At 68.8% G+C, this 12,694-nt stretch carries 12 protein-coding genes; 10 read left to right on the forward strand and 2 right to left on the reverse strand.

The window, feature by feature from the left end; genetic code table 11:
- The first annotated feature begins 63 nt into the window (after nt 1–63).
- The 5 genes from ACFFRH_RS07100 to ACFFRH_RS07120 all read left to right on the forward strand — a co-directional run bounded on the left by ACFFRH_RS07100 (nt 64) and on the right by ACFFRH_RS07120 (nt 3,983).
- Nucleotides 64–1,008: a hypothetical protein gene (locus tag ACFFRH_RS07100; RefSeq protein ID WP_344747429.1), complete on the forward strand. Its 945-nt coding sequence runs from the start codon at nt 64–66 to the stop codon at nt 1,006–1,008.
- 219 nt (nt 1,009–1,227) lie between these two features.
- Nucleotides 1,228–2,313: a 5-(carboxyamino)imidazole ribonucleotide synthase gene (locus ACFFRH_RS07105; protein ID WP_386155705.1), complete on the forward strand. Its 1,086-nt coding sequence runs from the start codon at nt 1,228–1,230 to the stop codon at nt 2,311–2,313.
- Nucleotides 2,314–2,552: 239 nt separating this feature from the next.
- Nucleotides 2,553–3,056 carry a 5-(carboxyamino)imidazole ribonucleotide mutase gene (gene purE / locus ACFFRH_RS07110; RefSeq protein WP_344747427.1) on the forward strand — a complete coding sequence of 168 codons (504 nt, stop codon included), beginning with the start codon at nt 2,553–2,555 and terminating at the stop codon, nt 3,054–3,056.
- Nucleotides 3,057–3,152: 96 nt separating this feature from the next.
- Entirely contained in the window at nt 3,153–3,278 is a 126-nt protein-coding gene (locus ACFFRH_RS07115) for a hypothetical protein (protein ID WP_344747426.1), read from the forward strand.
- 468 nt (nt 3,279–3,746) lie between these two features.
- Nucleotides 3,747–3,983: a DUF397 domain-containing protein gene (locus ACFFRH_RS07120; RefSeq protein WP_344747425.1), complete on the forward strand. Its 237-nt coding sequence runs from the start codon at nt 3,747–3,749 to the stop codon at nt 3,981–3,983.
- 684 nt (nt 3,984–4,667) lie between these two features.
- On the opposite strand, the gene ACFFRH_RS07125 is transcribed toward ACFFRH_RS07120, so the two are convergent.
- Entirely contained in the window at nt 4,668–5,969 is a 1,302-nt protein-coding gene (locus ACFFRH_RS07125; RefSeq protein ID WP_344747453.1) for a UDP-glucose dehydrogenase family protein, read from the reverse strand.
- Nucleotides 5,970–6,132: 163 nt separating this feature from the next.
- Here ACFFRH_RS07125 and ACFFRH_RS07130 point away from each other — a divergent pair, with 163 nt between their 5' ends.
- Nucleotides 6,133–7,296, forward strand: a complete 1,164-nt coding sequence (locus ACFFRH_RS07130) for an acyl-CoA dehydrogenase family protein (RefSeq protein ID WP_344747424.1) — start codon at nt 6,133–6,135, stop codon at nt 7,294–7,296.
- A gap of 188 nt (nt 7,297–7,484) precedes the next feature.
- On the opposite strand, the gene ACFFRH_RS07135 is transcribed toward ACFFRH_RS07130, so the two are convergent.
- The gene (locus tag ACFFRH_RS07135; RefSeq protein WP_344747423.1) at nt 7,485–8,324 is read right to left on the reverse strand and encodes a DeoR/GlpR family DNA-binding transcription regulator; all 840 of its coding nucleotides are present in this window, start codon (nt 8,322–8,324) and stop codon (nt 7,485–7,487) included.
- Nucleotides 8,325–8,617: 293 nt separating this feature from the next.
- On the opposite strand from ACFFRH_RS07135, the gene ACFFRH_RS07140 reads away from it, so the two are divergent.
- The 4 genes from ACFFRH_RS07140 to ACFFRH_RS07155 all read left to right on the forward strand — a co-directional run bounded on the left by ACFFRH_RS07140 (nt 8,618) and on the right by ACFFRH_RS07155 (nt 12,693).
- Nucleotides 8,618–9,916 (forward strand): ABC transporter substrate-binding protein, encoded by a 1,299-nt coding sequence (locus ACFFRH_RS07140; protein WP_344747422.1) that lies wholly within the window; start codon nt 8,618–8,620, stop codon nt 9,914–9,916.
- A gap of 55 nt (nt 9,917–9,971) precedes the next feature.
- Complete coding sequence (locus tag ACFFRH_RS07145; protein WP_344747421.1) at nt 9,972–10,925, forward strand: carbohydrate ABC transporter permease; 954 nt, start codon at nt 9,972–9,974, stop codon at nt 10,923–10,925.
- A 1-nt stretch (nt 10,926) separates the two neighbouring features.
- Nucleotides 10,927–11,769, forward strand: coding sequence for a carbohydrate ABC transporter permease (locus tag ACFFRH_RS07150; RefSeq protein ID WP_344747420.1), 843 nt, complete (start codon nt 10,927–10,929; stop codon nt 11,767–11,769).
- Between the two features lie 63 nt (nt 11,770–11,832).
- Nucleotides 11,833–12,693 carry a ketose-bisphosphate aldolase gene (locus tag ACFFRH_RS07155; protein ID WP_344747419.1) on the forward strand — a complete coding sequence of 287 codons (861 nt, stop codon included), beginning with the start codon at nt 11,833–11,835 and terminating at the stop codon, nt 12,691–12,693.
- The last annotated feature ends 1 nt before the right edge of the window (nt 12,694 follow it).

Raw genomic sequence — 12,694 nt, forward strand, 5'->3', positions numbered from 1 at the left:
ACCTCCCGTGATCGGTCCAGACGGACTGCCGTACGCGACGGCTACTACCCCGGGGATCAACCCTTGCGCCGCCGACTCCTCGCCCTGATCCTCGGCCTGTCGATGACGGCAGGCTGCGGAGCGCGGAGCGGCACGCCGGAGATCGCCCCCGAGACCGGCCCGTCGCGCGAGGCGTCCGCCGGGGTGCGGCTCGACGAGGCGTCCAAGGCCTTCGCGCAGCTGAAAAGGCTCGACGACGCCTGGCACGACCGGGACTGCGCGACCGTCGAGAGACTCACCACCTGGGCGGAGAGAGCGCTGGGCGGTCGTGCCTGTGAGGCGACCCGGAACGGCCGCCCAGCCCCCGCCAGGAAGTCCTACAGCGACGTGGAGCTGTACCTGCCCGGCGTTGACGACCAGGACCGATGGTTCGTCGCCCTGGCCCGCGAGCCCGACCCGGCCTACTTCCTGTTCCTCCAGGAGGACGGCGAGTGGCGGCTCGGCGCGGGCCCCATCCCGATCCAGGGCGAGGTCCGCGAGCCGACCGAGGGCGCGGTCCCCGCCGACGACCCCGACGCGGGGGTCAAGGCCCGTCTCGTGCCGCAGCGCTACCTGGCCTACCTGACCGACCCGGCGGGGGTGAGCGGGGTGACCTTCCCCAAGGGCGACCCGATCCGGGATCTCTTCGACGATCTGGTCGGACGCCCGCCGCGCGCGCGGCCCGACCGCCTCACCACCGACGTCCGCCTGCTCGTCGGCCCCCAGCGCGCGCTGCTGCTGCCCACCGGCGGCGCCCTGGTCATCCACGCCCTGGAGATCGAATACCGGCAGAGAGCCCGCCAGGGCCGTTCCGCGCTGGCCCGCCCCATCTACGGCAGGGCCGACCTGCGCGGCTTCACCGGCAGGACCAGAACCGCGAAACTGACCGGGACCGAGGTCGTGCTCGTCGCCACCGAGATCGTCGGCAACGGTTCCAAGCTCGCCACGATCGGCATGCGCCGCGGCCTCGCCACCCTCACGGCGGGCTGACCCGGCGGGCCGAACGCCTCCGTACGGCCGTTCCCGGTCCCCGGCCTCTCCCGGCGGGTCCCCGGCGGCCCCCTCCGCTCGCCCACCGGCCGCCTGTCACCTGCCCGCCGCCTGGCCGGGTACCGCGTGACAGTAAACTTAACCGCTGTGAGCAGCCCTTCTTTGGCCAGTCCCATCGGACCCGTCGTCGGCGTGATCGGAGCGGGCCAGCTGGCCCGGATGACACAGCAGGCGGCCATCGCCCTCGGCGTCGAGCTGCGGGTTCTGGCCAACTCGCCAGACGAGAGCGCGGCCCGCGTGATCGCCGACGTGCGCCTGGGCGACTACCGGTCCCTGGCCGACCTGCGCGACCTCGCCAAGGGATGCGACGCGGTCACCTTCGACCACGAGCACGTGCCCACCGAGCACGTCCGGGCCCTGATCGAGGACGGTTTCGCCGTGCGCCCCGGGGCCGACGCGCTCGTCCACGCCCAGGACAAGGCGGTGATGCGTGAGCGGCTGACCGCGATCGGCGTTCCCTGCCCGCCCTGGCGGCGGGTCGAGACGGCCGCCGACGTCGAGGAGTTCGCCGCGGCGAACGGCTGGCCGGTCGTGCTCAAGGCGGTCCGGGGCGGCTACGACGGGCGCGGCGTCTGGGTCTGCCGCTCCGCGGACGACGCGACCGAGGTCCTCGCCTCCGGCGTGCCGCTGATGGCCGAGGGGTTCGTGTCGTTCGAGCGGGAGCTCGCCGTGCTGGTCGCCAGGTCGCCGCACGGGCAGGGGGTCAGCTACCCGGTGGTGGAGACCGTCCAGCGCGACGGCATCTGCGTCGAGGTGATCGCCCCCGCCCCCGGCCTCGACCCCGAGTGGGCCGCGGTGGCCCAGCGGATCGCCCTGACCATCGCCAAGGAGCTGGGCGTGACCGGGCTGCTCGCCGTGGAGATGTTCGCCACCCCATCGGGGCTGGTGGTGAACGAGCTGGCCATGCGCCCGCACAACAGCGGCCACTGGACGATCGACGGGGCCCGCACCTCCCAGTACGAGCAGCACCTGCGCGCGGTCCTCGACCTCCCTCTCGGGTCGCCCGCGCCGACCGCCCCCGTCGTGGTGATGGCCAACCTCCTGGGCGGCGACGACCCCGACATCTTCTCCCGGTACGAGCACGTGATGGCCCACGACCCGGGAATCAAGGTCCACTTCTACGGCAAGGAAGTGCGGCCGGGGCGCAAGATCGGCCATGTCACCGCGATGGGCACCGACCTGGACGAGGTCCGCGGGCGTGCGCGGCACGCCGCCGTCTACCTCACCGAGGGAAGATACACCTGAGCCGGTGGGCCGGCCGGTTCGCCCTTCCGGCCCACCTCCCCGGCCCCCGGGGCCGCCGGGAGTTCCCGTAATACCTGGCAGCACCTGGTAGTACCTGAAGGACGCCGGGACCGTCCGGAGCCCCGGGAGGGGCGCCGGGACGTCCGGAACCCCCGCACCGCCGGACGCGCCGTACCGGCGTGGACCACGGCACCACCGCGAACGCGCGCGGCCCGCGGGCCGCGAGGCAAGGAGACGCAATGACCACCGTCGGCATCGTCATGGGCAGCGACTCCGACTGGCCGGTGATGAGACTCGCCGCCGAGGCGCTGGCCGAGTTCGGGGTGGCGTTCGAGGCCGACGTGGTCTCCGCGCACCGCATGCCCGAGGAGATGATCGCGTACGGCGCGGAGGCGGCCGGGCGCGGACTGAAGGTGATCATCGCGGGGGCCGGGGGAGCCGCCCACCTGCCGGGCATGCTCGCGTCGGTGACCCCGCTGCCGGTGATCGGGGTTCCCGTCCCGCTGAAGTATCTCGACGGCCTCGACTCCCTCCTCTCGATCGTCCAGATGCCCGCGGGGGTCCCCGTCGCGACCGTCGCCGTCGGCGGTGCCCGCAACGCGGGCCTGCTGGCCGTGCGGATCCTCGCCGCCGCCGACGAGAGGCTGCGGGCGAGGATGGAGGCGTTCCAGCTCGCTCTCAAGGATCAGGCTCACGCCAAGGGCGAGAAACTCCGGGCCGAAGCCGCCCAGCTCGGCGCCTGATATCACCACTTTTGACCGATAGCTTGACAGCATCGCGGATAGATGAGGGCGCGGAGGGAAGGGGAGGATCTTCGAATATCTTGGAGGTCGAGAACCATGAGGAACGCTATCCGCGCCATCCTCGGACTCACGATGGCCGTGCTGGCGGTGTTCGGAAGCCTGGGTGCCGGCGAGAGCCAGAAGCCCGTCGACTCCGCCGGGAGTTCCGTGTCGGCGCGCTAGCCCCCGCCGGCCTCGCCCCGGAGCCCCGGAGTCCCCGGGGAGGCGTCACCGATCCTCAGGCGCGTAAGGGCCGGTCGGAGGGCGTGCCTCCCGGTCTCGTACGGCCGTCGTGGTAGCGCGGCAAGCGCCGCGTGGCCTGGTCCGGACAGGTCGCCCGCCCGGCGCCTTCGTCGTCGCGGACGTCGTGAGCGGTCGTGGTCGCGGACACCGTGGACGGTTGTCCTCGCGGGCGTCGCGGGCGGTTGTCGTTGCGGACGCCGCGGGCGGTCCGGATACTGTCTTCGTGGAGCCCGCCGCCGTCCTTGGAACCGCTGCCGTCCATGGGACCAGGCGCTTTCGTGAGCCGTCGCCGGAGGGCACGTCACGGGTCACTCCCGGACGTGGCGGAGGCGTGCCGGTCTCGCGGGATGATCCGCTCGAAGACTCCGCCCGTTGGGCGGGCCGCCGACACAGCGAAGGTGAGACGACGTGGAAGCAGACCTCAGCAAGGCCGTCTGGCGCAGGGCGGCTCCGGAGGGGGACGACGGCGGCAACTGCGTCGAGGTGGCCGTGGTCGACGCCCCCGCGGAGGGGCACAAGGCCGGTTCGGGTCCTCTTTACGTATTGCGCGATTCCAGGAATCCTGACGGGCCGAAGCTGTTCTTCACCCGCTCGGAGTGGGACGCCTTCGTCGGGGGCGTGAAGCTCGGCGAGTTCGACAACTGACCGGGCGGCACCAGGACGGACGGAAGGCCCCCGTCGGGGACGGCGGCCTTCTCGCCGCGCGTCTCCCGGGGCTTTCCCCGATGGGCGCGGCCGGGCCTCGTACCTGGTCGGACCGGTGAAAGACGCGGCGCCGGCGGGGCTCACCCGCCCGGCCGCCGGTTTCTCGCCAGGGTAAAAGTCCTTTTGTCGAACGCGCAGGAAGAGCTGGTTTCGCGAGGGGCTCGCATTCACCGAAATGGCAATGCTCTCACCGTAATAACCATCAAAAACGTTCTATAGCCAATCTGGAAGCGGTTTGGCCTGTTTTGCGGCGATATGTCCTATATCGTAGTAATTGTCATGTCCGAGAGATTACTGCGAAAGGGGGCTTCCTCATGGGTAACACGATGTTCCCGGGAGGGGGCTGGCCTGCCCACGATCCCTACTGGCGCCACCGTCGTCGTCGTCATCGTCGTCGCCACTGGCGTCGCTGGTACTACTGGTGAGGTCCGGGACCGGTGACGCGAGAAGGTCAGGGTGACCGATGTGGTCTCTGAGAAGTCGATGCTTACCTGACGGGTTCCCGGTCTCGACCGGGAACCCGTCGTCATGTCAGGAGGCGTACGTGAGAGACGCGGCGCCGCGGGGACGGGCCGGGCTTCAACGGGCTAACGGACTCAACCGAACTCAACGGGCGCAACGGGCTCAGGGGCGGCCCAGGGCGCGGTAGTGCCAGCCGGAGGCCCGCCAGGTCTCGGCGTCGAGGGCGTTGCGGCCATCGACGATCTTGCGGGAGGCCACCACGGAACCCAGCTCCTCGGGATCCATCGCGATGAACTCCTGCCACTCGGTCAGCAGCAGCACGACATGGGCGTTCCTGGCCGCGTCGAGGGCGGAGGCTCCGTAGGAGAGCCCGGGATGGGCCTTGCGGGCGTTCTCCTGGGCGACGGGGTCGTAGACGGTGACCCGGCCCCCCTGCTCGCTGATCTTGACGGCGACGTCGAGGGCGGGCGAGTCGCGGATGTCGTCGGAGTTGGGCTTGAACGCGGCGCCGAGCACCGCGACCGTGCAGCCCCGGAAGGAACCCCCGGCCAGCTCGCGGGCGAGGTCGACCATGCGGGCGCGGCGGCGCATGTTGATCGCGTCGACCTCCCGCAGGAAGGTGAGCGCCTGGTCGGCGCCGAGCTCCCCGGCCCGGGCCATGAAGGCGCGGATGTCCTTGGGCAGGCAGCCGCCACCGAAGCCGAGACCGGGGTTGAGGAACTTGCCGCCGATGCGGTCGTCGAAGGACAGTGCCAGCGACAGCTGCTTGACGTCGGCGTGGGCGGCCTCGCAGACCTCGGCCATCGCGTTGATGAAGGAGATCTTCGTGGCGAGGAAGGCGTTGGCGGCCACCTTGACCAGCTCGGCCGTGGGGTAGTCGGTGATCACCATCGGGGTGCCCATCGCCAGCATGGAGGCGTACACCTCCCGCATGACCTTCTCGGCCCTGTCGGAGGCGACGCCGAGCACGATCCGGTCGGGGTGCAGGGTGTCCTTCACCGCGAAGCCCTCACGGAGGAACTCGGGGTTCCAGGCCAGCTCGGCACCCGCGCCGATGGGGGCGAGCCGGGCCAGCTTGCCGGCGAGGCGCTGCGCGGTGCCGACCGGCACGGTCGACTTGCCGACGACGAGGCATTCGCGGTCCAGGTGGGGGGCGAGCGACTCGATCGCGGAGTCCAGGTAGGACACGTCGGCCGCGTACTCTCCCGGCTTCTGGGGGGTGCCCAGGCACAGGAAGTGCACGTCACCGAAGGCCGCGGCCTCCTCGTACGAGGTGGTGAAGCGCAACCGGCCGTTGGCCAGGTTGCGGCGCAGGATCTCCTGCAGCCCCGGTTCGTAGATGGGCAGATCGCCGGCCCGCAGACGGTCGATCTTCTCCGCGTCCACGTCGACACCGAGGACCTCGAAGCCCAGCTCGGCCATGCATGCGGACGTCGTCGCACCGAGATATCCGGTTCCCACCATCGTCAGGCGGTAGGCCACTGGTGCTCCCTTCGGTTCTGCCCAATTCTTTGCCGACAGGGTACCGGCATCTGGCGCTTCTACTTTGCCACCTGCGCAAACGCCGGAGTACATATCAGATGGGGTGGAGCGCTCCAGGTTTTGTTGGACGTCCTACTATTTGCCCATGAGCTACCCTCTCTACGCACTGCCCGAGGAGCACGAGATGCTCCGCGAGACGGTCCGCGCCCTCGCCGACGAGAAGATCGCCCCCCGCGCCGCCGAGGCCGACGAGACCGCGGAGTTCCCGGCGGACAGCTACAAGGCGCTCGTCGCGGCGGACCTGCACGCCGTGCACGTCCCCGAGGAGTACGGGGGTGCCGGTGCCGACGCCCTCGCGACGGTGATCGTCATCGAGGAGGTGGCGCGCGCCTGCGCCTCGTCCTCGCTGATCCCCGCCGTCAACAAGCTCGGCACCGTCCCGCTGCTGCTCTCGGCCTCCGAGGAGCTCAAGCGGAGCTATCTCACGCCGGTCGCGCGGGGCGACGCGATGTTCTCGTACGCCCTCTCGGAGGCCGAGGCGGGCAGCGACGCCGCCGCGATGAAGACCCGCGCGGTCCTCGACGGCGACCACTACGTGCTCAACGGCGCCAAGATGTGGATCACCAACGCCGGGGTGTCGGAGTACTACACGGTGATGGCCGTCACCGAGCCGGGCGCCGGGGCGAGGGGCATCTCCGCGTTCGTCGTGGAGAAGGGCGACGAGGGCGTCAGCTTCGGGGCCAAGGAGCGCAAGCTCGGCATCAAGGGCTCTCCGACCCGGCAGGTCATCCTGGAGAACGTGCGGATCCCCGCGTCCCGGATGATCGGCGAGCCCGGCACCGGCTTCAAGACCGCCCTCGCCACCCTGGACCACACCCGCATCACCATCGCCGCCCAGGCACTCGGCATCGCCCAGGGCGCGCTGGACTACGCGATCGGCTACGTCAAGGAGCGCAGGCAGTTCGGCAAGGCCGTCGCCGACTTCCAGGGCGTCCAGTTCATGGTCGCCGACATGGCCATGAAGCTGGAGGCCGCCCGCCAGCTCACCTACGCCGCCGCGGCGAGGTCCGAGCTGGCCATGCACGGCGAGCCGCAGAAGGACCTCACCTTCCTCTCCAGTGCCGCCAAGTGCGCCGCCTCCGACGCCGCCATGGAGATCACCACCGACGCCGTCCAGCTCCTGGGCGGGTACGGCTACACCAGCGACTACCCGGTCGAGCGCATGATGCGCGACGCGAAGATCACCCAGATCTACGAGGGCACCAACCAGATCCAGCGCATGGTGATGGCCCGTCAGCTCCTGAAGTAACCCTCGAAGCACATGAACCCCGCCTCTGCCTTCTGGGGGCGGGGTTCGCCGTCTTCCGATCCCGGCGATGAAAGATCGCTGTTCCGTGCCCGGCCCGTGGGCGAGGTCACGGGGCCGGAGCGGGCGCTCGCCGGCGGCCATGTGCCCGGCGTCCGGTGATGGAACGACCGGTCACGACCGCGCCGGGGCTAGCTCCTGGCCTCTCGCGGCCGGGGCGGGGCCGCCGGGGTGATCAGCTCCACCTCGCTCGCGGCGAGGGCGTCCCGCAGGTCGGGCGGCGGCATGGTGTCGGTGATCAGGTAGTCGGCGGCGCCGAGCTCCGACACCTGGGCGAACAGCCGGCGGCCGAACTTGGAGGAGTCGGCGAGGATCGCCACGCGGGCCGCGCGCGAGAGCATCTCCTGCATCATCGCGGCCTCGGCGAGGTTGCTCGTCGTGTAGCCGGCGTCGGCGGAGATCGCGCCGACGCCGATCAGCGCCAGGTCGCAGCTGACGTCCAGCTCCGTGCCGGTGTTGGCGCGGAAGCTGACCGGGCCGATCGTGGCCAGCGTGAGCGAGCGCACCGCGCCGCCGAAGATGTAGATGTCGCGGATCGCCGTCGGCGGCAGCGCGCCCGGCACCAGCAGGTTGTTCGTCGCCACCGTGAGGTCGCGGTGCTGGCGCAGGCTGCGGGCGAACGCGAGGGTGGTCGTCCCGCCGTTGATCATGATGGTCGAGCCGTCCTGGACAAGTGCCGCGGCCAGCGCCGCGATCTTCTCCTTCTCCTTCTCCTGCTCGTTGAGTCGCTGGTCGACGGCGCGGTCGGTGCGGGAGATCGTGGACAGGCTGACGGCACCGCCGTATGTCCGCACGAGGATGCCCTCGGCGCTCAGCTGGTCCAGGTCGCGTCGCACGGTGTCGATGGAGACGCCGAAGCGCTCGGCCAGCTCGCCCACCGTGACCTGACCGGCGTCGGAGACGTACGCGGCCAGCTGAGCCTTGCGGCCCGCAGGCAGGTGGCGCTGCCGATCGTCTCTGTCACCGCTCACTGATCTCCCTTCAACAGTGCGGCAGTATGCCACAAATGCAGCCCGCTCGCGCGCATTGCAGCATAGAACAAGGCAGAACGGCAACAGCGGGCGGGTACCTTGAAGCGTGCCTCTGTCCGTGTACCTCCAGGTCAGGGGAGGGGCCCAGGTCGCGGGCTCAACCTCCTGACGCGCCACTTTGCCATACTTCGCAGCTTTCTGCTGTTCTTCTCTTGTTTTCGTTCGTAACGCGCTGCTAACGTGACCGCCACACAGCAGAAAACAGAAAGATCTAGATGCGGAAGGAGCTGGCCATGACGATTCGCGCAGCCCGGCTGAAGCGACTTACAGGGGCGGTGACAGCGGCCGCGATGGTCGCGTTCGTCGCGGCGTGCGGTTCGGGCGGTGCGAGCGACTCGGCTGACGCCGGCGCGGACGGCGCCGTGACGCTGGAGTTCGCCCAGTGGTGGGGGGCCGAGCTCCCGGCCGAGGATTTCAACAAGATCATCGATGACTTCACGGCCAAGAACCCGAACATCAAGATCAAGCTGCTGAGCGCGCCGTACGCCTCGACCAAGCAGCAACTGCTCACCGGCGCGGCGTCCAAGACCCTGCCCGACGTGGTCGGTCTCGACGGCGCCTGGGTGAACGACTTCGCCAAGCAGGGCGCGATCACCGACATGTCCAAGCTGATGACCGAGGCGGGCTACGACGCCGGCCAGCTCGCCAGTCAGGTGCAGCTCGACGGCAAGACGTACATGATCCCGGTGGTCAACTTCGTCTACCCGCTCTTCGTCAACAAGGACCTGCTCACCAAGGCGGGCGTCGCGGACGTGCCCGGCACGCGCTCCGAGTTCCTGGACGCGGCCAAGAAGATCAGCGCGACCGGCGACAACGTCAAGGGCTGGGCGCTCCCGCTCGACACCGCCGTCCCCAACGGCATCCAGAACGACGTCATGTCCTGGCTGTGGGCCTCGGGCGGCAGCATGCTGAAGGACGGCAAGCCGAACCTGACCAGTCCTCAGGTCAAGAGCACGGTCGAGTACGTGAAGAGCCTGAACGACGCCGATGTCATCGCGCCCGGCTCGCTCACCATGAAAGAGCAGGACAAGGTCGAGAAGTTCACCAACGGCCAGGTCGGCATGATGATCGACTCGCTCGCGCACATCAACCTGATCAAGAAGAACAAGCCGGACCTGAAGGTCGAGATCGCGGCCCTGCCCGCCGAGGACGGCTACACCGGCAAGCGCGGCATCCCGTACGCGTCGTGGGGCATCGGCATCTCCGACTCCACCGAGCACAAGGCCGAGGCGTTCAAGTTCGTGTCCTACCTGATGAGCCAGGAGGCGAACGCGAAGCTCAGCACGATCGCGAACGGCTTCCCCGGCAACAAGAACGCGGAGCCCGACTTCAGCGACAGTGACCCGATGTTCAAGACCGCCTTCGACATCTACCAGCAGGGCTACCCGGCCAACGAGTTCGTCGGCCTGCCCAAGGCGGAGGAGCTGATGCGCGACTTCGACGATCAGCTCCAGCTCGTGCTGACCGGCAAGACGAGCGTCGACGAGGCCCTCCAGAAGTCGCAGGAGTCCTGGTCCTCGGTGATCGAGTAGTCCGCCCGGGCGCCGCGCCGCTCCGCCGGCGCGGCGCCTGATCAAGGAGACAGCGATGACATCGGCGCAAGTCGAACCCATGACCGCGCCGGAGAGCGCGCCGCCGCCAGGGCGGGCCGCCCCCGGCCGGAACCGCTCCACCCCGGCCCGGCGCCTGGTCCCGTACGGCTATCTGTCCCCCACGATCCTGCTGGTCGTGGTCCTGATGGTGGTTCCCATCGTCATGGTCGTCGGCTACTCGTTCCGGGACAACGTGATCATCCAGGAGAACTCGGTGTTCGCCGGGTTCGCCAACTACGCCGAGGTGCTCACCGACCTGGACTTCCTGGCCGCGCTGAAGAACACCGCCATCTTCATCTCGGTCAGCACCGTGGCCCACCTGGTCCTCGGTCTCGCCTTCGCGATGATGCTCAACACGCGGCTGCTGGGCGGGGTCGCGAAGGCCGTCTTCCGGATCGTCTACATCCTGCCCTGGTTGTTCACGATCGCGGTGATCGCCGTCATCTGGCGGCTGCTGCTCGACCCGTCCGGAGTGGTCAACTACATACTTCAGACGCTCGGCCTCGTCCAGGAGGGCGTGAACTGGCTCGGCGACCCGGCCACGGCGCTCTGGGCGATCACCTTCGTCAACATCTGGTCCGGCTACCCGTTCTTCATGATCAGCCTGCTCGCCGGGCTGCAGGGCATCCCCGGCGACCTGTACGAAGCGGCCGCCGTGGACGGGGCGAGCCCGCTCCGGCGGTTCCTGAACGTGACGCTCCCGCAGCTGCGGCCGGTGATCATCGGCATGGCGGTGCTCGACCTGATCTGGACCTCCCAGCAGTTCGCGCTGATCTGGATGATGACCGGCGGCGGGCCGCTGAACGCCACCGAGATGCTCAGCACCTACACCTACAAGCTGGGCTTCAGCGAGTACGAGTTCGCGACCGCGTCCGCCGCCGCCGTGATCGTGCTGCTGCTGACGATGGTTCTGGCCTTCTTCTACGTACGCCAGCAAAGGGAGCGGTGAGATGGCCACCGTCAAAACGCGGCACACCCTCGCGAAGGCCGGGGTGATCACGGGACTCGTCCTCGGCGCGCTGTTCGCCGTCCTGCCGGTCCTGTGGATGCTCTCCACCTCGTTCAAGGAGAACGGGGAGGTCTTCCAGAGCCCGCCGCAGCTGATCACCGAGGGTTTCTCGCTGGACGCCTACCGCGCGATCCTGGGCAACGGCGAGCAGCTGAGGTTCTTCCTCAACAGCTACATCGTCGCCTTCGCGGTGACCGTCCTGACGCTCCTGGTGGCCATCCTGGCCGGGTACGCGTTCAGCCGCTTCAGGTTCCCGTTCCAGCGGACCATCAACGCCGTGATCGTCAGCGTCCAGGCGGTGCCGCCGATCACGCTCGTCATCCCGTACTTCGGGCTCGTCGTCGGGCTCGGCCTGTACAACACCTATCCCGGCCTGATCCTCACGCACATGGTGTTCACCCTCCCGTACGCGATCATCATGATCACCGCGTACCTGAACACGCTGCCGCGGGAGCTGGACGAGTCGGTCAAGGTCGACGGCGGCACCGGCTGGACCGCGCTGTGGCGGATCCTGGTGCCGATCTCGGTGCCCGGTCTGATCGCGGTCGGGATCTACACGTTCATGATCTCGTGGAACGAGTACCTGTTCGCGCTCACGCTGACCCGCACCAACGACATGCGCACGGTGCCGATCGGCATCCAGCTGCTCATGGGCCAGCACTCCTACGAGTGGAACCAGATGATGGCGATGAGCATCCTCGGCTCCATCCCCGTCCTCGTCCTCTTCCTCCTCTTCCAGCGGCGGTTCATCGGCGGGCTCACCGCCGGCGCCGTCAAGGCCTGACACACCCGGGCACTTCGAACACCCCAGCGACCAGACACCCCCATCAGAAGGAGAAACACCGAAATGCTGACGACCGGCAAGACGATCCTGGACGTCGCCAACGAGCACAGTTTCGCCGTGCCCGCGTTCAACATCAGCGACTGGGCGATGTTCAAGGGCATCGTGGAGATCAGCGAGGAGAAGAACGCGCCCCTGATCGTCGGGATCCACCCCGACGAGGTACGGCACATCGGCCGCGAGATGATCACCGGCATCATCGAGCGCTCGCACAACTCAAGCGTCCCGATCGCGATCCACTGGGACCACGGCGCCACCTACGAGCAGATCCTGCGGGCGATCCAGTACGGCTTCACATCCGTGATGATCGACGGTTCGCTGAAGCCGTTCGAGGAGAACCTCGCCATCTCGAAGAGGGTCACCGACTCCGCGCACGCTCTCGGTGTGTCGGTGGAGGGCGAGCTCGGCACGATCGGCGCGACCGACGGCGAGGCCGAGGAGGGCGCCGACACGATCATCTACACCGACCCGGACGACGCGGTCACGTTCGTCGAGGTCACCGGCGTGGACAGCCTCGCCATCGCGATCGGCACCTACCACGGCATCTACCCGGCGCACCTGATGCCCGAGCTGAAGCTCGACCTGCTCAAGGAGATCAAGAGCCGGGTGACGATTCCGCTCGTGCTGCACGGCGGCTCCAACAACCCGGACGAGGAGATCGCCGAGGCCGCGCGGATCGGCATCAACAAGATCAACATCTCCAGTGACATCAAGGTCGCCTACCACGACAAGATGCGCGAGATGCTGGCCGACGGGAAGCTGCGCGAGCCGAACAGCATCCAGCCCGCGTGCGTCGAGGCCATGAAGGTGGTCGCCGCACACAAGATCGACCTGTTCGGCGCCGAGGGCAAGGGCTCGCTCTACTGAC

It is taken from the genome of Streptosporangium vulgare (assembly GCF_042428775.1).
Taxonomy (GTDB): Bacteria; Actinomycetota; Actinomycetes; order Streptosporangiales; family Streptosporangiaceae; genus Streptosporangium; species Streptosporangium vulgare.

Coding starts and splice junctions, on each gene's coding strand:
- ACFFRH_RS07150 (WP_344747420.1), top strand. CDS start 10,927: ATGGCCACCGTCAAAACGCGGCACACCCTCGCGAAGGCCGGGGTGATC.
- ACFFRH_RS07115 (WP_344747426.1), top strand. CDS start 3,153: ATGAGGAACGCTATCCGCGCCATCCTCGGACTCACGATGGCCGTGCTG.
- ACFFRH_RS07125 (WP_344747453.1), bottom strand. CDS start 5,969: ATGGTGGGAACCGGATATCTCGGTGCGACGACGTCCGCATGCATGGCC.
- ACFFRH_RS07130 (WP_344747424.1), top strand. CDS start 6,133: ATGAGCTACCCTCTCTACGCACTGCCCGAGGAGCACGAGATGCTCCGC.
- purE (WP_344747427.1), top strand. CDS start 2,553: ATGACCACCGTCGGCATCGTCATGGGCAGCGACTCCGACTGGCCGGTG.
- ACFFRH_RS07155 (WP_344747419.1), top strand. CDS start 11,833: ATGCTGACGACCGGCAAGACGATCCTGGACGTCGCCAACGAGCACAGT.
- ACFFRH_RS07140 (WP_344747422.1), top strand. CDS start 8,618: ATGACGATTCGCGCAGCCCGGCTGAAGCGACTTACAGGGGCGGTGACA.
- ACFFRH_RS07105 (WP_386155705.1), top strand. CDS start 1,228: ATGACACAGCAGGCGGCCATCGCCCTCGGCGTCGAGCTGCGGGTTCTG.
- ACFFRH_RS07145 (WP_344747421.1), top strand. CDS start 9,972: ATGACATCGGCGCAAGTCGAACCCATGACCGCGCCGGAGAGCGCGCCG.